We start from the raw sequence: 20,821 nt of genomic DNA on the forward strand, positions 1-20,821 counted from the left end.
GATCTCCCGGGGGCCTTTCTCGAGCTGGGGTACCTGGACTCGAACCAAGAACGACGGTACCAGAAACCGCTGTGTTGCCAATTACACCATACCCCAAAGGCCTGTCGGCCCTTGTTCCCCGTTGTCCGGGGCACGATCAACTACTGTACAGCATCCCGGACGTCTTCGAGACCACCGACCAGATCGCGGTGCACGGCCGCCGCCGTCGAGGCCCCGTGGCCGGCTGCCACGACGAGCTGCTCGGGCCCCGGGGGCGTGACGTCCCCGACCGCGTAGAGGCCGGCGACACCGGTGCGACCGAGTCGGTCCACGCGCACGAGCCCGTCACCGTCGCGGTCGAGGTCGGCTTCGAGCCAGTCGAGGTCCGCGTGCCAACGGGGCCGGACGAACGCCCCCGTGTGCGCCCGCACGTCACCGTCTGCCAGGCGGACGCCGGTGAGCCCGGCCCGGTCGCCCTCGAGGTCGGCGACGGGTCGCTCGTCGACGTGGACGCCGGCCGCGGCCAACCGCGCACGCCCGTCGTCGTCGAGCACCGCGGCGCCGTTCGTGTAGACCACCAGGTCGTCCGTCCACGACGCCACGAGCAGGGCGCGGTCGACGATGTCGGCCGTCTCGCACAGGAGCGCCAGCGGAGCCCCTGCGTGCTCGTAGCCGTCGCACTCGACGCAGCTGTGGACGGAGGTGCCGTAGAAGGCGCGGAGTGACGGCAGGGCGGGGAACTCCTCCCGGAGCCCGGTCGCCACCACGACGGCGCGTGCACGGGCGTCCAGCTCCCTGCCCCGCCAGGTCCCGTGCACCGTCCAGGAGTCGCCCTCCCGTGCCACCCGGTCCACGACGGACTGCACCACGGTCGCCTCCGGGTAACCGGCGACCTCGTCGCGCCCGAGCCTCCGGAGCTCGAGCGGCGAGATGCCGTCCCGCGTGATGAACCCGTGCGACCGCAGCGTGGCGGCGTTCCGGGGTCGGTTGGCGTCGACGAGCAGCACCGTCCGCCGGGCACGGACCAGGTTGAGCGCCGCGCTCAACCCGGCGGGCCCGGCGCCGATCACCGCGACGTCGACCGACAGGACGCCGTCCCCGGACCGCTCCCCCGCAGAGGTCACCACGGTCGGGTCAGCGGTCCGCGAGCCGACGGAGGCGCGTCAGCGTGGAGTCCTTGCCGAGGATCTCCATCGACTCGAACAGCGGCGGGCTCACCCGACGGCCCGACACCGCGACGCGGAGCGGTCCGAACGCCAGACGGGGCTTCAGCCCCATGCCGTCGATGAGTGCGCCACGCAGGGCCGACTCGATCGAGGCCGTGGTCCAGTCCGAGACGCCCTCGAGCGCGGTCACACCGGCCCGCAGGACGTCGCCGTCGTTGGCCTTGAGGGTCGCCAGGGCGTCGTCCTCGACGACGAGCGCCTCGTCGGCGGTGAACAGGAAGCCGAGCATGCCCGGCGCCTCTCCGAGGAGTTGCATGCGCTCCTGCACGAGCGGCGCCGCCTCGGTCAGCACGCGCTCCTGCTCCGCCGTCGGCGGCTCGGTCAGGAAGTCGGACAGGTACGGCACGAGGCGTCCGCGGAAGTCGTCAGCGTCGAGGCGCCGGATGTGGTCACCGTTGATGGCCTCGGCCTTCTTGTGGTCGAAGCGGGCCGGGTTCGGGTTGACGTCGACGACGTCGAACGCCGCCACCATCTCGTCCGACGAGAACACGTCGCGGTCGGGTCCGATCGACCAGCCGAGCAACGCCAGGTAGTTGAGGAGCCCCTCGGGCACCATGCCCGCGGCACGGTGGTGGAACAGGTTCGACTCGGGATCACGCTTCGAGAGCTTCTTGTTGCCCTCGCCCATGACGTATGGCAGGTGCCCGAACAGCGGGATGAACGCGGCCACGCCGACCTCGTGGAGCGCCTCGTACAGGGCGATCTGCCGTGGCGTCGACGACAGCAGGTCCTCGCCACGGAGCACGTGCGTGATGCCCATCAGGGCGTCGTCCACCGGGTTCGTGAACGTGTAGAGCGGCTTGCCGTTCGGGCGCACGACCACGAAGTCCGGGAAGGTGCCCTGCTTGAACGTGATCTCCCCGCGGACGAGGTCGTCGAAGCTCAGGTCGCGGTCGGGGACGCGCAGACGGAGGGCCGGCTGCCGGCCCTCGTCGCGGAAGGCCTGGCGCTCGGCGTCGGTGAGGTCGCGTTCGTGGTTGTCGTAGCCCTGCTTCGGGTCGCGACCGGCGGCGAGGTTGCGGGCCTCCATCTCCTCCGGCGTCACGTACGACTCGTACACGTGACCGGAGGCCGTGAGCCGGGCGATGACCTCGTCGTAGACCTCCGAACGCTCGGACTGCCGGTAGGGCCCGTGCGGACCGCCGGCTTCCACGCCCTCGTCCCAGTCCAGTCGGAGCCACCGCAGCGCGTCGAGGATCTGCTGGTACGACTCCTCGCTGTCACGCGCGGCGTCCGTGTCCTCGATGCGGAAGACGAGCTTGCCGCCGTTGTGGCGTGCGTACGCCCAGTTGAAGAGCGCGGTCCGGATGAGGCCCACGTGCGGGGTCCCCGTCGGGCTCGGGCAGAAACGGACTCGGATGTCGGAGCCGGTGGCAGTGGTGAATGGCGCAGTCATGACGCTCCGATCCTACCGGCGGTGCCCGCTGCGATCTCCGTCGGGACGCCGGCGTCGCCCGCGACGCGGCCGTGAGGCCCGGCCCGTGAACGCAGGAAACCCCTGACCAGTGCTGGTCAGGGGTTTCCTGGTGTTGCAACGTTGAGTCCGGCGGCGTCCTACTCTCCCACAAGGTCCCCCTTGCAGTACCATCGGCGCTGAGAGGCTTAGCTTCCGGGTTCGGAATGTGACCGGGCGTTTCCCTCTCGCTATGACCACCGGAACACCTTCGACCCAATCTTTGGATCAAAACCGTTCCTTCAAGCTCATTGCTGAAGTATTCAGTTTGATTCCCGATCGTCTGTCGGGAACCACAAAGTGGACGCGAGCCCGCAGCGGTGAACCGCCACGGTAAAAGTTGTGTTGTCAAGTCTTCGGCTTATTAGTACCGGTCAGCTCCACGGGTCGTTAGTCCCCGCTTCCACATCCGGCCTATCAACCCAGTAGTCTGCTGGGAGCCTCTCACACTCAAGGTGCATGGAAATCTCATCTCGAAGACGGCTTCCCGCTTAGATGCTTTCAGCGGTTATCCGGTCCGAACGTAGCTAATCAGCGGTGCCCTTGGCAGAACAACTGACACACCAGAGGTTCGTCCATCCCGGTCCTCTCGTACTAGGGATAGATCTTCTCAAATTTCCAACGCGCGCAGCGGATAGGGACCGAACTGTCTCACGACGTTCTAAACCCAGCTCGCGTACCGCTTTAATGGGCGAACAGCCCAACCCTTGGGACCTACTCCAGCCCCAGGATGCGACGAGCCGACATCGAGGTGCCAAACCATGCCGTCGATATGGACTCTTGGGCAAGATCAGCCTGTTATCCCCGAGGTACCTTTTATCCGTTGAGCGACAGCGCTTCCACAAGCCACTGCCGGATCACTAGTCCCGACTTTCGTCCCTGCTCGACCTGTCAGTCTCACAGTCAAGCTCCCTTGTGCACTTACACTCGCCACCTGATTGCCAACCAGGTTGAGGGAACCTTTGGGCGCCTCCGTTACTCTTTGGGAGGCAACCGCCCCAGTTAAACTACCCATCAGGCACTGTCCATGAACCCGATCAGGGTCCTACGTTAGACATCCAAAGTGACCAGAGTGGTATTTCAACAATGACTCCACGAACACTAGCGTGCCCGCTTCACAGTCTCCCACCTATCCTACACAAGCCACTCCGAACACCAATACCAAACTGTAGTAAAGGTCACGGGGTCTTTCCGTCCTGCTGCGCGTAACGAGCATCTTTACTCGTAGTGCAATTTCGCCGAGTTCGCGGTTGAGACAGCTGGGAAGTCGTTACGCCATTCGTGCAGGTCGGAACTTACCCGACAAGGAATTTCGCTACCTTAGGATGGTTATAGTTACCACCGCCGTTTACTGGGGCTTAAATTCAGAGCTTCGCCCGAGGGCTAACCCTTCCTCTTAACCTTCCAGCACCGGGCAGGCGTCAGTCCGTATACATCGTCTTGCGACTTCGCACGGACCTGTGTTTTTAGTAAACAGTCGCTTCCCACTGGTCTCTGCGGCCTTCAACGCTCAACAACGAGAAGTCGTATCACGTGTCCGGCCCCCCTTCTCCCGAAGTTACGGGGGCATTTTGCCGAGTTCCTTAACCACGATTCTCTCGATCTCCTTGGTATTCTCTACCTGACCACCTGAGTCGGTTTCGGGTACGGGCGGCTGCAACCTCGCGTCGATGCTTTTCTCGGCAGCATAGGATCACTGATTTCCCCTAACGGGTACGCGTCGGATCTCAGGCACACAGACGACGGATTTGCCTATCGTCAGCCCTACATCCTTACACCAGGTTCACCTTACGGATACCATCGCCTGGCTCAGCTACCTTCCTGCGTCACACCTGTTCATACGCTAGCCGCACCAGCATGGGGTCGAGCGTTAGACCGGACACCATCACCCCGAAGGGATCCGGTGAGCCGGGTTAGGACTCTTAGCACCACTGGATTAGCTTGGGCGGTTGTTCGCCGGTACGGGAATATCAACCCGTTGTCCATCGACTACGCCTGTCGGCCTCGCCTTAGGTCCCGACTTACCCAGGGCGGATTAACCTGGCCCTGGAACCCTTGGTCTTTCGGAGGACGGGTTTCTCACCCGTCTTTCGCTACTCATGCCTGCATTCTCACTCGTGTAGCGTCCACGGCTGGATTACTCCGCCGCTTCACTCGCCACACGACGCTCTCCTACCACTCCGCACGACTGAACCACGAAGGCTTGTCTGTGTGCGAAATCTACAACTTCGGCGGTGTGCTTGAGCCCCGTTACATTGTCGGCGCGGAATCACTTGACCAGTGAGCTATTACGCACTCTTTCAAGGGTGGCTGCTTCTAAGCCAACCTCCTGGTTGTCTGTGCAACTCCACATCCTTTCCCACTTAGCACACGCTTAGGGGCCTTAGTTGGTAGTCTGGGTTGTTTCCCTCTCGACGATGAAGCTTATCCCCCACCGTCTCACTGCTGCGCTCTCACTCACCGGCATTCGGAGTTTGGCTGACGTCAGTAACCTGTTGAGGCCCATCGGCCATCCAGTAGCTCTACCTCCGGCGAGAAACACGCAACGCTGCACCTAAATGCATTTCGGAGAGAACCAGCTATCACGAAGTTTGATTGGCCTTTCACCCCTATCCACAGCTCATCCCCTCCATTTTCAACTGAAGTGGGTTCGGTCCTCCACGACGTCTTACCGTCGCTTCAACCTGGCCATGGATAGATCACTTCGCTTCGGGTCTAGGACATGCGACTGAACCGCCCTATTCAGACTCGCTTTCGCTACGGCTACCCCACACGGGTTAACCTCGCCACATATCGCTAACTCGCAGGCTCATTCTTCAAAAGGCACGCCGTCACCCCTACAAGGAGGCTCCGACGGTTTGTAAGCAAACGGTTTCAGGTACTATTTCACTCCCCTCCCGGGGTACTTTTCACCTTTCCCTCACGGTACTTGTCCGCTATCGGTCATCTGGGAGTATTTAGGCTTATCAGGTGGTCCTGACAGATTCACACGGGATTTCTCGGGCCCCGTGCTACTTGGGATACACATCCGGCCATAACACCATTTCGTCTACGGGGCTGGCACCCACTACGGCCCGGCTTTCAAACCGGTTCGACTATGATGCGCTGTAACCGCCCCAGTCCGGCAGAACTGAGCGACGTGTCCCACAACCCCGACCATGCAACGCCCGCCGGCTATCACACATGATCGGTTTAGCCTCATCCGCTTTCGCTCGCCACTACTCACGGAATCACATGTTGTTTTCTCTTCCTGTGGGTACTGAGATGTTTCACTTCCCCACGTTCCCTCTACCCGCCCTATATATTCAGGCGGGAGTCACCAGGTCGACAAGTCGCCTGGCGGGGTTTCCCCATTCGGAAATCCTCGGCTCACAGCTCGATTATCAGCTCCCCGAGGCTTATCGCAGATTTCTACGTCCTTCTTCGGCTCCAGATGCCAAGGCATCCACCGTTTGCTCTTAGAAACTTGACCACAAAGATTAAAATTGCGATCGACTCGAACAACAACCAAGCCCGAAAGCTTCGTCATCGTCACGAGCGATCTAAGATGCTCGCGTCCACTGTGTAGTTCTCAACATACGATCGGCACCACACTCCCCGAACCAAACCAGTCCGCTTCACGTGGCCCACCGAAGGACCGTTCCGGCCCAACCCCTACCAACGCCAGCATCCGAAGACACCAACCGGCAGGAAGCCTGGTCCCTCAGGACCCAACAACGTGCACCAGCCGACCCGCTCACCCCCGACCCCTTCCAACCAGCGAACTGGCGTACTAAGACCGGAAGACGCGCTCCCGACTGCACTGTCAATGTTCCACCCATGAGCTAACCGTCGGACACGTTCGGTCCGAAACGGCGCCTGGATCCCAGCGAACTGGAACCAGATGCTCCTTAGAAAGGAGGTGATCCAGCCGCACCTTCCGGTACGGCTACCTTGTTACGACTTAGTCCTAATCACCGATCCCACCTTCGACGGCTCCTTCCACAAGGGTTAGGCCACCGGCTTCGGGTGTTACCGACTTTCATGACTTGACGGGCGGTGTGTACAAGGCCCGGGAACGTATTCACCGCAGCGTTGCTGATCTGCGATTACTAGCGACTCCGACTTCATGAGGTCGAGTTGCAGACCTCAATCCGAACTGAGACCGGCTTTTTGGGATTCGCTCCACCTTACGGTATCGCAGCCCTTTGTACCGGCCATTGTAGCATGCGTGAAGCCCAAGACATAAGGGGCATGATGATTTGACGTCATCCCCACCTTCCTCCGAGTTGACCCCGGCAGTCTCCTATGAGTCCCCGCCATAACGCGCTGGCAACATAGAACGAGGGTTGCGCTCGTTGCGGGACTTAACCCAACATCTCACGACACGAGCTGACGACAACCATGCACCACCTGTACACCGACCACAAGGGGGCGACCATCTCTGGCCGTTTCCGGTGTATGTCAAGCCTTGGTAAGGTTCTTCGCGTTGCATCGAATTAATCCGCATGCTCCGCCGCTTGTGCGGGCCCCCGTCAATTCCTTTGAGTTTTAGCCTTGCGGCCGTACTCCCCAGGCGGGGCGCTTAATGCGTTAGCTACGACACAGAAACCGTGGAAAGGTCCCTACATCTAGCGCCCAACGTTTACGGCGTGGACTACCAGGGTATCTAATCCTGTTCGCTCCCCACGCTTTCGCTCCTCAGCGTCAGTTACGGCCCAGAGATCTGCCTTCGCCATCGGTGTTCCTCCTGATATCTGCGCATTCCACCGCTACACCAGGAATTCCAATCTCCCCTACCGCACTCTAGTCTGCCCGTACCCACTGCAAGCCCGAGGTTGAGCCTCGGGATTTCACAGCAGACGCGACAAACCGCCTACGAGCTCTTTACGCCCAATAATTCCGGACAACGCTTGCACCCTACGTATTACCGCGGCTGCTGGCACGTAGTTAGCCGGTGCTTTTTCTGCAGGTACCGTCACTTTCGCTTCTTCCCTACTAAAAGAGGTTTACAACCCGAAGGCCGTCATCCCTCACGCGGCGTTGCTGCATCAGGCTTTCGCCCATTGTGCAATATTCCCCACTGCTGCCTCCCGTAGGAGTCTGGGCCGTGTCTCAGTCCCAGTGTGGCCGGTCACCCTCTCAGGCCGGCTACCCGTCGTCGCCTTGGTGAGCCATTACCTCACCAACAAGCTGATAGGCCGCGAGTCCATCCCCAACCAAAAAATCTTTCCACCACCAGACCATGCGGCCAGTGATCATATCCAGTATTAGACGTCGTTTCCAACGCTTATCCCAGAGTCAGGGGCAGGTTACTCACGTGTTACTCACCCGTTCGCCACTAATCACAGGAGCAAGCTCCTGATCATCGTTCGACTTGCATGTGTTAAGCACGCCGCCAGCGTTCGTCCTGAGCCAGGATCAAACTCTCCGTAAAAAAATTACCAACCCACCACCGAAGCAGCAGGCCGAGTTGATACTGACCGTTGACTGTCCACTGGACAATCTTCAATCCAAAAGGAATTGTCTCCGACCCAACCCACCGAAGCAGGCCAGGCACGGGGTCAAAATAATTGGCATTGACAATGTGCACGCTGTTGAGTTCTCAAGGACCAGACGCACCCCCCACTCGACTCCAGAAGGAGCTCCGCCAGAGGGGCTTTGGATTCTCGACACCAACCAGACAGCCTTGCGACTCGTCTTCGTGGTGGGATTCGTTGCCGAGCGAGACCCCGTCCGGACTGCATCCCCAGGTACTCGACCCGGTGACCGTCTCGGCCGTTCCGTTCTCCGCCTCAGCGGCAACGAGTGATTACTCTACACACGCTCCAGGGGCTCGGCCAACCGTGCTGACTCCCGGGCGTGTCGCGCGCCGGTGTCGCGACGGCCCCGCACACAGCGACGGCCCGCTCCCCTGTCAGGAGCGGGCCGTCGGTGCGGTCGGGCCGGTCAGTGCCGGCCTATGACCGGGTTCTTCAGCGAGCCGATACCCTCGATGAGGACCTCGACGACCTCGCCGTCGCGGATGGCTCCGACCCCGGCGGGCGTCCCGGTCAGGATGACGTCACCCGGCAGGAGCGTCCAGATCGACGAGACGAACTCGACGAGGGTCGGGATGTCGTGCACCATCTCGCTCGTCGACGCCGCCTGGCGCAGTTCGCCGTCGACGCGGGTCTCGAGTCGGATGTCCGACGGGTCGATCTCGGTCTCGATGACCGGGCCGAGCGGGCAGAAGGTGTCGAAGCCCTTCGCGCGGGTCCACTGTCCGTCGCGAGCCTGCAGGTCACGTGCGGTGACGTCGTTCGCGATGGTGTAGCCGAGCACCACGCTCGCGAAGTCCTCGCGACGCACGTTCTTGGCGAGCGAGCCGATGACGATCGCGAGCTCGCCCTCGTGGTCGACGCGTCCCACCTCGGCGGGCAGACGGATCGGGTCGTCGGGCCCGATGACCGCGGTGTTCGGCTTGAGGAACACCACCGGATCGTCGCTCGACCGCTCGTCCATCTCGGACGCGTGCTCGGCGTAGTTGAGGCCGACACCGATGACCTTCGACCGCGGGATCACCGGCGCGAGGAGCTTGGCGTCGGCGAGCGGCACCCGCTCCCCCGTCGTCTCGAACCCCTGGTACATCGGGTCCCCCGCGAGCACGACCAGGTCGCGCTCGTCGAGGATGCCGTACCGCGGGTCTTCACCCGTGCTGCTGAACCGTGCGATCTTCACCCGTCGACCCTACCGATCCCGGGCTCAGGCCGGCTCGGTCAGCCGGGTCATCCACCCGTGCGGGTCCGGACGGCGGCCGTACTGGATGTCGGTCAACTCCTCGCGCAGCGACATGGTGAGCTCACCCGCTCCGACCGTCGGCGAGCCGATGGTGAAGCCCTCGCCGCGGAGCTCCGCGATGGGCGTGACGACCGCCGCGGTACCGCAGGCGAACGCCTCGGTGATCGTGCCGTCGGCGACGCCGTCCCGCCATTCGTCGAGGGTCACGCGGCGACGTTCGACCCGCAACCCGCGGTCCTCCGCGAGCTGCAGGATCGAGTCGCGCGTGATGCCCTCGAGGATCGACTCGGAATCGGGCGTGACGAGGGTACCGTCCGACTTGACGAGCACGACGTTCATGCCGCCGAGCTCCTCGAGGTACTTGCCCTCCTCGGAGTCGAGGAACATGACCTGCTGGCAGCCCTGCTCGTACGCCTCCTGCTGCGGGAGCAGGGACGCCGCGTAGTTGCCACCGGTCTTCGCGGCGCCGGTACCGCCACGGGCAGCACGTGCGTACTTCGTCGACAGCCAGATGCTCACCGGCTTCGGCCCGGACGTGAAGTACGCCCCAGCCGGACTGGCGATGCAGTGGTACGCGACCTCCTGCGCGGCCCGGACACCGAGGAACGACTCGGTCGCGATCATGAACGGGCGGAGGTACAGGCTCGTCTCCGGAGCCGACGGGACCCAGTCGACGTCGGCGCGGACGAGCTGCCGGACCGACTCGACGAAGACCTCGACCGGCAGTTCCGGGAGCGCGAGCCGGCGTGCCGAGCGCTGGAAGCGGCGGGCGTTCGCGTCCGGCCGGAAGGACCACACCGAACCGTCGGCGTGGCGGTAGGCCTTCATGCCCTCGAAGATCTCCTGCGCGTAGTGGAACACGCTGGCGCTGGGGTCGAGGGTCAGCGGCCCGTACGGGTGGATCGAGGCGCTGTGCCAGCCGTCCTGGAGGGACCACTGGACGGTGGCCATGTGGTCGGTGAAGTGCTTGCCGAAGCCCGGGTCGGCGAGGATCTCCTCGCGCTCGGCGGCAGCACGACGCTCGGGCGACGGGGTGCTCGCGAACTCGAGGGCGAAGTCGCCGTCGGTGACGGTGTCGGTGCTCGCGCTGTCGTTGTGCATCGGGGGTGACTCCTGTCAGGCGGTGGTGGTGCGCGCAACGGCCGCGGCGGCGATGGCGTCACCGATCTCGGACGTGCTGCGCGGCGTGGTGCCCCGGCTCGCGAGGTCGGCCTCGACCGCGTCGGTCACGGCCGCCGCCAGGTCCGCGCGGCCCAGGTGGTCGAGCAGGAGGGCGACGGACAGGACGGCGGCGGTCGGGTCGGCCACCTGCTGGCCTGCGATGTCCGGCGCGGAACCGTGGACCGGCTCGAACATGCTGGGGAAGGTGCCGTCCGGGTTGATGTTCCCCGAGGCCGCCAGACCGATGCCGCCGCTGATCGCGCCGGCCAGGTCGGTGATGATGTCGCCGAACAGGTTGTCGGTGACGATGACGTCGAACCGACCGGGCTCGCGCACCATGTGGATGGTCACCGCGTCGACGTGCTGGTAGTCGACGGTGACGTCCGGGTGCTCCTCCGCGACCGTGGCGACCGTGCGCTGCCAGAGCGCGCCGGCGTGCACGAGCACGTTGCTCTTGTGGACGAGCGTCAGGTGCTTCCGGGGCCGTCGCGCCGCGAGGTCGAACGCGTACCGGACGACCCGTTCCACGCCGTGCGCCGTGTTGAGCGAGACCTCGGTCGCGATCTCGTGCGGGGTACCGACCCGGATCGCGCCGCCGTTGCCGACGTACGGCCCCTCGGTGCCCTCGCGGACGACCACGAAGTCGACCTCGCCAGGCTCGGCCAGGGGGCTCGCGACCGAGGAGTACACCTTCGTCGGGCGGAGGTTCACGTAGTGGTCGAACGCGAAGCGCAGCTTCAGCAGGAGCCCGCGCTCGATGATGCCCCCGGCGAGCCGGGGGTCGCGCGGGTCGCCACCGACGGCGCCGAGCAGGATCGCGTCGTGCTCGGCGACCGCGGCCATGTCGTCGTCCGTGAGGATGTCCCCGGTCTCGAGGTACCGAGCGGCACCGAGCGAGAACGCGGTCTCCTGCACGTCGACGTCGTCGGGCAGCACGGCGTGCAGGACCTTGAGCGCCTCGTCGACCACCTCGGGCCCGATGCCGTCGCCGCGGATGACCGCGAGCTTGACCGTCTGTGCCATGTCGGCGGCCCTACAGCGTGATGTCGATCTCGCGGAGCGAGGTCGCGTCGATGGTGGACCGGACGTGCTCGAGGATCTCCGCGGGGACCGGCGAGTCGACGGTCAGGACGCTGAGGGCCTGACCGCCGGCCTCCTGCCGCGAGATCTGCATCGCCGCGATGTTGATGCCGGCGTCACCGAACTCCTTGCCGTAGACCGCGACGATGCCGGGCCGGTCCGTGTAGACCATCACGACGTGGTGCGCGTCGAGGGCCACCTCGACGTCGTGGCCGTTGATCTCGACGAGCTTCTCGACCTGCTTCGCGCCGGTGAGCGTGCCGGACACGCTGATCGCCGGCCCGTCGGACTGGGCGCCGCGGATGGTGAGGACGTTGCGGTACTCGGGGCTGTCCGCGTCGGTGATGAGCCGGACGCTCACACCCCGCTGCTCGGCGATCAGCGGTGCGTTCACGTAGGAGACCTGGTCGCTGACGACGTCGGTGAAGACGCCCTTCAGCGCTGCGAGCTTCAGCACGCTGACGTCGTACTGCGCGAGCTCGCCGTGCACCTCGACGTCGATGCTCGTCACGGGTGACGTGGCGAGGCCGGTGAACACCTGGCCGAGCTTCTCCATGAGCGGGATGCCGGGACGCACGTAGGGGTCGATGACACCGCCGGCGACGTTGACCGCGTCCGGCACCAGCTCGCCGCCGAGGGCGAGGCGCACGGACTTCGCGACCGAGACACCGGCCTTCTCCTGAGCCTCGTCGGTGGACGCACCGAGGTGCGGCGTGACGACGACGTTCGGCAGTCCGAGCAACGGCGAGTCCTTCGGCGGCTCGGACACGAAGACGTCGAGGCCGGCGCCGGCGATCACGCCTGACGTGAGCGCCCGGTGCAGGGCATCCTCGTCGATCAGGCCGCCACGGGCGACGTTCACGACGAACGCGGTCGGCTTCATGAGCGCGAACTGCCCGTCGGAGATCATGCCGACCGTCTCCGGCGTCTTCGGCATGTGGATCGTGGTGAAGTCCGCTCGGCGGAGGAGGTCCTCCAGCGAGACGAGCTCGACCCCGAGCTGCTGCGCGCGGGCCGTCGTGACGTACGGGTCGTACGCGATGACGGACACGCCGAAGGCCTGCAGACGCTGCGTGATGAGCGCGCCGATGCGGCCGAGGCCGATGATGCCGACGGTCTTCTCGTAGAGCTCGACACCCGTGTAGGACGAGCGCTTCCAGGCGCCCGCCGCGAGCGACGCGTGCGCCGCAGGGATGTGGCGCGCGAGCGACAGGATGTGGCCGACCGTCAGCTCCGCGGCCGAGATGATGTTCGACGTCGGTGCGTTGACCACCATGACACCGGCGGTCGTCGCCGCCTTGATGTCGACGTTGTCGAGACCGACGCCCGCGCGGGCGACGACCTTGAGCTGCGGCGCCGCGGCGATGGCCTCGGCGTCGATCTTCGTGGCGGAGCGCACCAGCACGGCGTGCGCGTCAGCGAGGGAGGCCAGGAGTGCAGAGCGGTCGGTACCGTCCACGTTCCGGATCTCGAAGTCGGGCCCGAGGGCGTCGACGGTTGCGGGCGAGAGTTCTTCGGCGATCAGGACGACCGGCTTCGGCACAGCTGCAGTTCCTCACACGAGACGGGCGGTGTCCCACCATCGTATCGACGCGGGGACCCCGTTACGACCGCGACACCGGTCCCCCACGGGACCACACGACGGGCCGGAGGGACGGGAAGCGCCGGCGCCGCGCCTCCCGTCCGGTGCGTCAGAAGTCGAGCAGGCGCGGCACGAAGAGCTGCAGGTCCAGCCAGAGCGCCCCCGCCGCCGCGAACGCGACCAGGAAGACGCCGACCGTCACCGACAGCCGTGCGCGGCGCGTCACCCAGAGGGCGACCACGAACGCGACGGGCGCGATCGCGATGTCGAGGACGAGCCACCCCCAGGGGGTGCTGCGCTGCAGCGACCCGCCGCCGGAGGTCGTCTCGAGGAACGTGTTGAACGCACGCACCGACTGCGAGACGGTGACGAGGTTCCCGACGCTCTGGACCGTCATGTAGGTGAACAGGGCCCCGAAGACGACCCAGACGGCGACCCGACCGACGATCGGCGAGGGGCTGCGGCGCGACGCCGGCGTGGCGGCGGTCACCCGAAGCTCCTCGTCATGAGGAACGGCCAAGGGAACAGGACCGCGGCACCGAGGAGCATCCAGAGCAGACGGGTCCGGGTGCGACGACCGCGCCCGGCCCAGAGCACGACCGTGAACCACAGCGCCGGGGCGACGATGGAGAGGAAGCGCAGGACCTCGACGAACACGGTGAGGACGGTGTCGACGTTCGAGACGTACGCGGTCGACGCGGTGAGCAGCCAGGCGACGGTGTACAGCAGGTAGAGGCCGCCGAACACGCCGAACCCGACGAGCGCGCCCGAGGTCTCCGGGGTCTCCGGGTCGCGGCCCCCGCGGTCCTTCACGGCGACCGGGTTGTGGGCCGCGTCGACGTGGGTCGCGTCGTCCGCGTCGCCCCAGCTGAGGGCCTCGTCGTCGTCGTGGTCGACGGAGCCGTCGGGCGGGGAAGCTGCCGTGGTCATGCAGACGATTCTACGAGGGACCCGCGTCGGCGGGCACCACGGAGCGTCGGTCAGACGTCGGCGGGCTGGCCCTCGAGCACCTCGGCGACGACGTCGCGCACCGCCGGGAACAGCGGGTGGCTCTCCATGAGACCGGTGAGGATCTCGGTGAGCGCGTGCGCGGTCGCCCCGGAGCGAAGGAGCGCGTGCAGCTCGATCGACTCGGGGTCGTTCTCGTCGTCGAAGGCCAGGGCGACCCGGACGGCACCGAGCAGGTGCTCGACGGGCAGCCCCCGCTCGGCCAGCTGGGACGCCGGGCCGACGAAGCGTTCGCGTCGACCCAGCTTGCGGAGCGGGTTGCGCCCCACGCGGGCCGTGGTGTCCGGCAGGAGCGGGTTCGCGATGCGGGTGAGGTTCGCCGCGACGTAGCGGGCGTGCTCGGCCGGGTCGAAACCGTGCTTGGCGACGAGCAGTGCGGTCGTCTCGGCGAGGACGCCGTCGACCTCGGCGCGGACCTCGCGGTCCTCGAGCGCCTCGCGGATGAGCCGGATCCCCCGGACGAACCCGTGGTACGCCGCGGTCGCGTGGGCGGTGTTCACGGTGTAGAGCTTCCGCTCGACGAACGGCTGCAGGTCGTCGACCCACGTGACGCCGTCGATCTGCGGCGGCTCGGCGTCCGACGCGGCGAACGGAGTGCGCTCGATGACCCACTCGTAGAACGGCTCCAGCACGACGTCGAGACCGCCCGACTGGCCGAGCACCCCGGACTGGTCCGGGACGATGCGGTCGATCGCGCAGTTCGCGAAGACCGCGGCGACGTCGCGGTCCTCGAGGATCGGGGCCCGTCGGATGCTCGCGTGCAGCGAGTCCGTCGCGTTGAAGGCGTTCTCGCACGCCACGACGGTCACGTCGCCACGCTCCGGCGACCGTGCCGCGAGGCCCTCGGCGATGACCGGCGCGACGAGTGGCAGCGTCCGCGCGCCGACCGCGGTGGTCACGACGTCCGCCTCGGCGATCGCCTGCACCACCCGGTCGCGATCGGTCTTGCTGCTCAGCGCACGGAACCCGTACACCAGGTGCTCGACCGGCTGCTCACCGACCTCGTGCACGACGAACCGACCGGCTTCGTTGAGCGCCGACACGACACGGTCGTCCACGTCGACGAAGGTGAGCTCGTAGCCGCTCGCGACCAGGAACTGGCCCACGAACCCGCGCCCGATCTTGCCGGCGCCGATGTGGACCGCTCGCTTCGTCACCGCCATCCGACGATCCTCCCACGTCCGAGGACACGGTCGTGACCACTCCTCGCGATGCCGCGGAGCAGCACTGCGGGACGGGTCGCGGAAGTGGAGCGCCCGGGTACGGGGACGCCACGGGGGCGCCGGGTGCGGGCGCTGGTGCAGGAGGGGTTCTGGTGCATGTCGTTCGGGTCACATCGCGAGGCGGCGGTGCGCACGCACCGCCGCCTCGTCATCGAGTGGTCGCCCGCAGACTACCGCGCGGCCGAGCCGTCCACGTAGTCGGCGTCGTTCGACTTCCACGCGAACAGCGCGCGGAGCTCACGGCCCGTGGCCTCGATCGGGTGGCCCTCGCCCTTCGCGCGGAGCTCCTTGAACTCCGGCGCGCCGGCGTCCTGGTCCTCGATGAAGCGCTTGGCGAACGTGCCGTCCTGGATGTCCGAGAGCACGGCCTTCATGTTCTCCTTGACCTCGGGCGAGATCACGCGCGGGCCGGAGACGTAGTCACCGAACTCGGCCGTGTCGGAGATCGACCAGCGCTGCTTGGTGAGGCCGCCCTCCCAGATCAGGTCGACGATGAGCTTGAGCTCGTGCAGGACCTCGAAGTAGGCGATCTGCGGCTGGTAGCCCGCCTCGACGAGCGTCTCGAAGCCGTACTGGATGAGCTGCGAGGTGCCACCGCACAGGACGGCCTGCTCACCGAACAGGTCGGTCTCGGTCTCCTCGGTGAACGTGGTCTTGATGCCGCCGGAGCGCAGGCCGCCGATGGCCTTGGCGTACGACCACGCGAGGTCCCAGGCGCTGCCCGAGGCGTCGACCTCGACGGCGACGATCACGGGGACACCGCGGCCGGCCTCGTACTCGCGGCGCACGGTGTGCCCCGGGCCCTTCGGCGCGACGAGCGCCACGTCGACGCCCTCCGGCGCCTCGATGTAGCCGTAGCGGATGTTGAAGCCGTGGCCGAAGACGAGCGTCGCGCCGTCCTTGAGGTTCGGCTCGATGTCCTCGGCGTAGACGATGCGCTGCACCTGGTCCGGCGCGAGGATCACGACGACGTCGGCGTTCTTCGTGGCCTCGGCCGGGGTGAGGACCTCGAAGCCCGCCTCGGTCGCCTTGTCGCGGCTCTTCGAGCCCTCCTTGAGGCCGATGACGACCTCGACGCCGGAGTCGCGGAGGTTGAGCGCGTGGGCGTGGCCCTGCGAGCCGTAGCCGATGACGGCGACCTTCTTGCCCTGGATGAGCGTCAGGTCGGCGTCGGCGTCGTACACGATGTCAGTCACGAGGGTCTGTCTCCTTGGTTCTGGTGGCTTGTGGTGTGCGGACGGGAGGCGCGTGGCGGGGCCGCTGCGCGCCTGACGTCCGGAAGACGGGTGCGTTCAGCGCACGCGGTCGGTGATGCTCTTCGGGCCGCGGCCCATGCCGAGCAGGCCGGCGCGGGCGAGCTCCTTGACGCCGTAGGGCTCGAGCACCCGCAGGATCGCCTGGATCTTGCCGGGGTCGCCGGTCACCTCGACGACGAGCGAGTCCGTCGCCACGTCGACGACCTGCGCACGGAAGAGGGTCACGGCCTCGAGCACGGCGGAACGGGTCTGGTTGTCGACCCGGACCTTGACGAGCATGTGCTCGCGCTGCACCGACTGCGAGAAGTCGAGCTCGACGATCTTGATGACGTTGACGAGCTTGTTGAGCTGCTTCGTCACCTGTTCCAGCGGCAGGTCCTCGACGTCGACGACGACCGTGATGCGGGACAGGCCCTCGACCTCGGTGCCGCCCACGGCGAGCGACTCGATGTTGAAGCCGCGTCGGGCGAACAGGCCGGCGACGCGCGTCAGCAGACCCGGCTTGTCCTCGACGAGCAGGGAGAGGACGTGACTCATGCGGGGTCTCCGGTCATGTCGGCGTCCTCGACGTCCCAGCTGGGCGCGTGGTCGCGGGCGTACTGGATGGACGAGTTGCCGACGCCCTGCGGGACCATCGGCCACACCATGGAGTCGCGGCTCACCACGAAGTCGATGACGACCGGGCGGTCGTTCGTCTCGAGGGCGAGCTGGATCGCGTCGTCGACCTGGTCGGCACGCTCGACGCGGATGCCGAGGGCCCCGTAGGCGTCGGCGAGCTTCACGAAGTCCGGCACGCGGCGCGACTCGTGACCGGTCTCGAGGTCGGTGAACGAGTGGCGGCCGTCGTAGAACAGCGTCTGCCACTGGCGCACCATGCCGAGCGACGAGTTGTTGATGATCGCGACCTTGATCGGGATGTCGTTGATGACGCAGGTCGCGAGCTCCTGGTTCGTCATCTGGAAGCAGCCGTCGCCGTCGATCGCCCAGACCACCCGGTCGGGCTCGGCGACCTTCGCGCCCATGGCGGCCGGGACCGAGTAGCCCATGGTGCCGGCACCGCCCGAGTTCAGCCAGGCGTGCGGCCGCTCGTACTTGATGAACTGCGCCGACCACATCTGGTGCTGGCCCACGCCCGACGCGTACACGGCCTCGGGTCCGGTCAGCTCACCGATGCGGCGGATGATCGCCTGCGGTGCGAGCAGCCCGTCGGTCGGCTCGACGTACCCGAGCGGGAAGTCGGTGCGCAGCTGATCGAGCTTCGCCCACCACGCGCTCGTGTCCGCGCGGTCGGCGGAGACGTCGTTCCACGCGTCGAGCAGGTCGACGAGGACCTCGCGGGCGTCGCCCACGATCGGGACGTCGGCGTACCGGATCTTCGAGATCTCGGCGGGGTCGATGTCGACGTGGACGACCTTGGCGTGCGGCGCGAACTCGTCGGCCTTGCCGGTCACGCGGTCGTCGAACCGGGCACCGAGGGCGATGATGAGGTCGCTGTCCTGCAGGCCGAGCACCGCGGGCACCGTGCCGTGCATGCCCGGCATGCCGAGGTGCTGCGGGTGCGAGTCCGGGAACGCACCGCGGGCCATCAGCGTCGTGACGACCGGCGTGCCGGTGGCCTCGGCGAAGCGCAGCAGCTCGGCGGACGCGCCGGAGCGGACGACGCCGCCACCGACGTAGAGCACCGGCCGCTCGGCCTCGGCCAGCAGCTGCGCGGCAGCGGTGATCTGCTTGCCGTGCGCCTTCGTGACCGGACGGTAGCCGGGCAGGTCGATCTTCGGCGGCCACACGTAGGGCGCCGACTTCTGCTGGGCGTCCTTCGTGATGTCGACGAGCACCGGGCCCGGGCGACCGGTGGTCGCGATCTGGTGCGCCGCCGCGAGGGTCGCGGGGATGTCGGCCGGGTCGGTCACGAGGAACGAGTGCTTCGTGATCGGCATCGTGATGCCGACGATGTCGGCTTCCTGGAAGGCGTCCGTCCCCATCAGGGTCGAGAACACCTGCCCCGTGATGGCGATGAACGGCACCGAGTCCATGTAGGCGTCGGCGATGGCGGTGACGAGGTTCGTCGCGCCGGGGCCGGACGTGGCGATCGCGACGCCGACCTTGCCCGACGCCGAGGCGTAGCCCTCGGCCGCGTGGCCGGCGCCCTGCTCGTGCCGGACGAGGATGTGCCGGATGGTGGTCGACGCCATGAGCTCGTCGTAGAACGGGATGATGGCGCCGCCGGGCAGGCCGAAGACGTCGGTGATCCCGAGGTGCTCGAGCGTCCGGAGGACGGCTCCCGAGCCGGTCAGGATCTCCGGCGACCGGCGTGCACCGGCTGCAGCGGACAGCGGAGTGGCTTCCGTGGGCATGAGGTGGTCCTTGCCTGGAGGGATGGCGGTTCGAACGTGTCGACGCTAGCCCGTGACCGCGCCCTTGGCGGCGGACTGGACGAGCTTCGCGAACTTCGCGAGGACTCCGCGGGTGTAACGCGGGGGCAGCGGGGCCCAGCCTGCTCGGCGGGCCTCCAGCTCGGCGTCGTCGACCAGTAGGTCGAGCGAGCGAGCCGCGATGTCGACACGGATGCGGTCGCCATCGCGCACGAATGCCACTGGACCTGCGTCCACGGCTTCCGGTGCGATGTGGCCGATGCACAGGCCGGTTGTGCCGCCTGAGAATCGTCCGTCCGTCAACAGTAGTACATCCTTGCCCAGTCCCGCGCCCTTGATGGCCGCGGTGATGGCGAGCATCTCGCGCATGCCCGGCCCGCCCTTCGGGCCCTCGTAGCGGATGACCACCACGTCACCCTTCTGGATCCGGCCCTCGGTCAGGGCGTCCATCGCGGCACGCTCGCGGTCGAACACGCGGGCGGGGCCCTCGAAGACGGCGGCGTCGAACCCGGCCGTCTTCACGACGGCACCCTCGGGCGCGAACGAGCCCTTGAGGATCGTCAGACCACCGGTCTCGTGGATCGGGTTGTCGAGCTTCCGGAAGACCTCGCCGTCGAGCTCCGGCGGGTCGATCTCGGCGAGGTTCTCGGCGAGGGTCCTGCCCGTGACGGTCATCACGTCGCCGTGCAGCAGACCGGCCTCGAGCAGCGCCTTCATGATCACCGGGATGCCGCCGTTGCGGTCCACGTCGACCATGACGTACTTGCCGAAGGGCTTCATGTCGGCCAGGTGCGGGACCTTCGAGCCGATGCGGTTGAAGTCGTCGAGGGAGAGTTCGACCTCGGCCTCGTGCGCGATCGCGAGCAGGTGCAGCACGACGTTGGTCGAGCCTCCGAGCGCCATCGCGACGGCGATGGCGTTCTCGAACGCCTCCTTGGTCAGGATCTGCCGGGCGGTGAGCCCGAGGCGGAGCATGTTGACCACGGCCTCGCCGGAGCGGTGGGCGTAGTAGTCACGACGACGGTCGGCGCTCGGCGGAGCGGCGGAGCCCGGCAGCGACATGCCGAGGGCCTCGGCGACGCTCGCCATGGTGTTGGCCGTGTACATCCCGCCGCAGGCGCCCTCGCCCGGGACGATCGCGCACTCGATCTCCTTCAGCTCGGCCTCCGTCATGGTGCCGGCCTTGCACGCGCCGACGCCCTCGAAGGAGTCGATGATCGTGACCTCCTTGAAGGAGCCGTCGGCCTGCTTCACGTAGCCCGGCATGACCGAGCCCGCGTAGAGGAAGACGCTCGCGAGGTCGAGGCGCGCGGCGGCCATCAGCATGCCCGGGAGCGACTTGTCGCAGCCGGCCAGCAGGACGGTGCCGTCCAGGCGCTCGGCGTTCACGACGGTCTCGACGCTGTCGGCGATGACCTCGCGCGAGACGAGCGAGAAGTGCATGCCCTCGTGGCCCATCGAGATGCCGTCGGAGACGGAGATGGTGCCGAACTGCAGCGGGTACCCGCCGCCGGAGTGCACGCCCTCCTTCGCGCCCTGCGCGAGGCGGTCGAGCGAGAGGTTGCACGGGGTGATCTCGTTCCAGGACGAGGCGATCCCGATCTGCGGCTTGTCCCAGTCTGCGTCGCCCATGCCGACGGCCCGGAGCATGCCACGCGAGGTGGTCGCTTCGATCCCGTCGGTGACGACCCGGCTGCGCGGCTTCACGTCGATGTCAGGCAT

At 66.5% G+C, this 20,821-nt stretch carries 13 protein-coding genes, 1 tRNA gene and 3 rRNA genes; all 17 read right to left on the minus strand.

Annotated features, from left to right (window positions below):
* Nucleotides 1-24 precede the first annotated feature (24 nt).
* The 17 genes from DEJ22_RS09770 to ilvD all read right to left on the minus strand — a co-directional run bounded on the left by DEJ22_RS09770 (nt 25) and on the right by ilvD (nt 20,821).
* Nucleotides 25-96: transfer RNA gene (locus tag DEJ22_RS09770), tRNA-Gln, on the minus strand.
* Between the two features lie 44 nt (nt 97-140).
* Nucleotides 141-1,103 carry an NAD(P)/FAD-dependent oxidoreductase gene (locus DEJ22_RS09775; protein ID WP_181430685.1) on the minus strand — a complete coding sequence of 321 codons (963 nt, stop codon included), beginning with the start codon at nt 1,101-1,103 and terminating at the stop codon, nt 141-143.
* Nucleotides 1,104-1,113: 10 nt separating this feature from the next.
* Nucleotides 1,114-2,601 (minus strand): glutamate--tRNA ligase, encoded by a 1,488-nt coding sequence (gene gltX / locus DEJ22_RS09780; RefSeq protein ID WP_111226353.1) that lies wholly within the window; start codon nt 2,599-2,601, stop codon nt 1,114-1,116.
* Between the two features lie 145 nt (nt 2,602-2,746).
* Nucleotides 2,747-2,863 (minus strand): 5S ribosomal RNA (gene rrf, locus DEJ22_RS09785).
* A 139-nt stretch (nt 2,864-3,002) separates the two neighbouring features.
* Nucleotides 3,003-6,130 (minus strand): 23S ribosomal RNA (locus DEJ22_RS09790).
* A 422-nt stretch (nt 6,131-6,552) separates the two neighbouring features.
* Nucleotides 6,553-8,074: ribosomal RNA gene (locus DEJ22_RS09795) — 16S ribosomal RNA — on the minus strand.
* Together the 16S, 23S and 5S rRNA genes form the textbook arrangement of a ribosomal RNA operon.
* 512 nt (nt 8,075-8,586) lie before the next feature.
* Nucleotides 8,587-9,357 carry a fumarylacetoacetate hydrolase family protein gene (locus DEJ22_RS09800; protein WP_111226970.1) on the minus strand — a complete coding sequence of 257 codons (771 nt, stop codon included), beginning with the start codon at nt 9,355-9,357 and terminating at the stop codon, nt 8,587-8,589.
* Between the two features lie 24 nt (nt 9,358-9,381).
* Nucleotides 9,382-10,518, minus strand: coding sequence for a branched-chain amino acid aminotransferase (locus DEJ22_RS09805; protein WP_111226971.1), 1,137 nt, complete (start codon nt 10,516-10,518; stop codon nt 9,382-9,384).
* 15 nt (nt 10,519-10,533) lie between these two features.
* A complete protein-coding gene (locus DEJ22_RS09810; RefSeq protein WP_111226972.1) occupies nt 10,534-11,601 on the minus strand; it encodes a 3-isopropylmalate dehydrogenase in 1,068 nt (355 codons plus the stop codon).
* Between the two features lie 10 nt (nt 11,602-11,611).
* The gene (gene serA / locus DEJ22_RS09815) at nt 11,612-13,201 is read right to left on the minus strand and encodes a phosphoglycerate dehydrogenase (RefSeq protein ID WP_111226973.1); all 1,590 of its coding nucleotides are present in this window, start codon (nt 13,199-13,201) and stop codon (nt 11,612-11,614) included.
* A 148-nt stretch (nt 13,202-13,349) separates the two neighbouring features.
* A complete protein-coding gene (locus DEJ22_RS09820) occupies nt 13,350-13,730 on the minus strand; it encodes a hypothetical protein (protein ID WP_111226974.1) in 381 nt (126 codons plus the stop codon).
* Nucleotides 13,727-14,170, minus strand: a complete 444-nt coding sequence (locus DEJ22_RS09825; RefSeq protein ID WP_111226975.1) for a hypothetical protein — start codon at nt 14,168-14,170, stop codon at nt 13,727-13,729. The genes DEJ22_RS09820 and DEJ22_RS09825 overlap by 4 nt, the downstream gene beginning before the upstream one ends.
* 50 nt (nt 14,171-14,220) lie before the next feature.
* Nucleotides 14,221-15,411, minus strand: coding sequence for a mannitol-1-phosphate 5-dehydrogenase (locus tag DEJ22_RS09830; protein WP_111226976.1), 1,191 nt, complete (start codon nt 15,409-15,411; stop codon nt 14,221-14,223).
* Between the two features lie 230 nt (nt 15,412-15,641).
* On the minus strand, nt 15,642-16,667 hold the full coding sequence (gene ilvC / locus DEJ22_RS09835; protein ID WP_111226977.1) for a ketol-acid reductoisomerase: 1,026 nt from the start codon (nt 16,665-16,667) through the stop codon (nt 15,642-15,644).
* A 96-nt stretch (nt 16,668-16,763) separates the two neighbouring features.
* On the minus strand, nt 16,764-17,264 hold the full coding sequence (gene ilvN, locus DEJ22_RS09840) for an acetolactate synthase small subunit (protein WP_111226978.1): 501 nt from the start codon (nt 17,262-17,264) through the stop codon (nt 16,764-16,766).
* Complete coding sequence (locus tag DEJ22_RS09845; RefSeq protein ID WP_111226979.1) at nt 17,261-19,081, minus strand: acetolactate synthase large subunit; 1,821 nt, start codon at nt 19,079-19,081, stop codon at nt 17,261-17,263. Before DEJ22_RS09845 ends, ilvN begins: the two co-directional genes overlap by 4 nt.
* A gap of 45 nt (nt 19,082-19,126) precedes the next feature.
* Complete coding sequence (ilvD, locus tag DEJ22_RS09850; RefSeq protein WP_111226980.1) at nt 19,127-20,821, minus strand: dihydroxy-acid dehydratase; 1,695 nt, start codon at nt 20,819-20,821, stop codon at nt 19,127-19,129.

It is taken from the genome of Curtobacterium sp. MCSS17_007 (genome assembly GCF_003234175.2).
Taxonomy (GTDB): Bacteria; Actinomycetota; Actinomycetes; order Actinomycetales; family Microbacteriaceae; genus Curtobacterium.